We start from the raw sequence: 1,053 nt of genomic DNA, 5'->3' as shown, positions 1-1,053 counted from the left end.
CCCCGGCACCCCCTGCCCGGTTGCGCCGATCGGTTCCGGCGATTCGCCGGTGCCCGGCGCCGGACGCACCGGGTCAGGCCGCTGCCGCCGTTCCGGCACCACGCCACGGACGGGATCCACGGCTGCCCGGTCAGGGTCGGCGGGCTCGCCGGGCCGTGGCACCTCGTGCCGCGACGTCACGCCCCGCCCAGCAGGTGAGTTGCGATCATCCAGGACGGACGGGGCGACAGCGTCGGTCTGACCGCCGTCGAACCCGTCGAGCTCCTCGAACGCCTCGGATGCCTCGGATGCCTCGGATGTCCCTTGGCCCGGCTGGTGTTCCGGGTCCGCGTGACGCCAGCCGTCATCGGTGACCGTGAACCGGTTCGTGACATCGCCGTGATCATCGTTCACGTGATCCCGACGCATCCCGACGCGCATGGTCGGCGGGTCGAGCTCCGGCCGTGCGGTCGATGGCCGGTCCGGACCGGCGACGGCACGGTTCCCGGCTCCCCTCCCGTCCGCCGGCGCCCCGGCCGCGCCGCCGATGCCGCCGGCGGCTTCGCGCTGCGGCCCCGCAGTGCCCTGCCGACCGGGCCACGCGACGTCGGGAGCGGCGGCGCGGGCCGCAGCATGGCGATCTGCAGCGTCGCGTTCTCCGGCCGGCCGGCCCGCCCCGGAGTCGGCGGGCCGGACTGGCGATCGCGGTGCGTCACGCTCAAACCACGTAGGTTGTGGTCCGCCGGCAGCCGGCGCAGACGTGTTTCGGGGTGACGGCGACGCGGCCGCGGAGGGCGGCGTGAAATCAGACCTCGCGGGTGGCATGGCCCGAGATTGCAGGGGGGGCACGGCGGCATTCGATCGCCCCGGGTCTCCACCTGCAGCGGAGGGCGGCTGCTGTGGCTGCACGGCGGTGCGCGGCTGGTCGGTGCGCGGCTGGTCGGACTGCTGACTGCCGGCCGGCCGGATCTGCGGCGTCCACGGCTGCTGATCGACGCCGCGCGGCGACGGGTTACGGCCCGCGCCGGGCGCGGGACCGAGCCCGGTCCGGCCGGCCCGGGGTGCCCCCGGGGG

At 76.2% G+C, this 1,053-nt stretch carries 1 pseudogene; it reads right to left on the bottom strand.

Features of this window, described 5'->3' with window-relative positions:
- Positions 1–393, bottom strand: a pseudogene (locus tag NBZ83_RS32305) (hypothetical protein); the annotation flags it as partial.
- Positions 394–1,053 lie beyond the last annotated feature (660 nt).

The sequence above is a fragment of the Frankia gtarii genome (genome assembly GCF_025403375.1).
GTDB classification, from domain to species: domain Bacteria; phylum Actinomycetota; class Actinomycetes; order Frankiales; family Frankiaceae; genus Frankia; species Frankia gtarii.
Note: the sequence above shows the minus strand (reverse complement) of the source record. Positions and strands in the feature narration are given on the sequence as shown.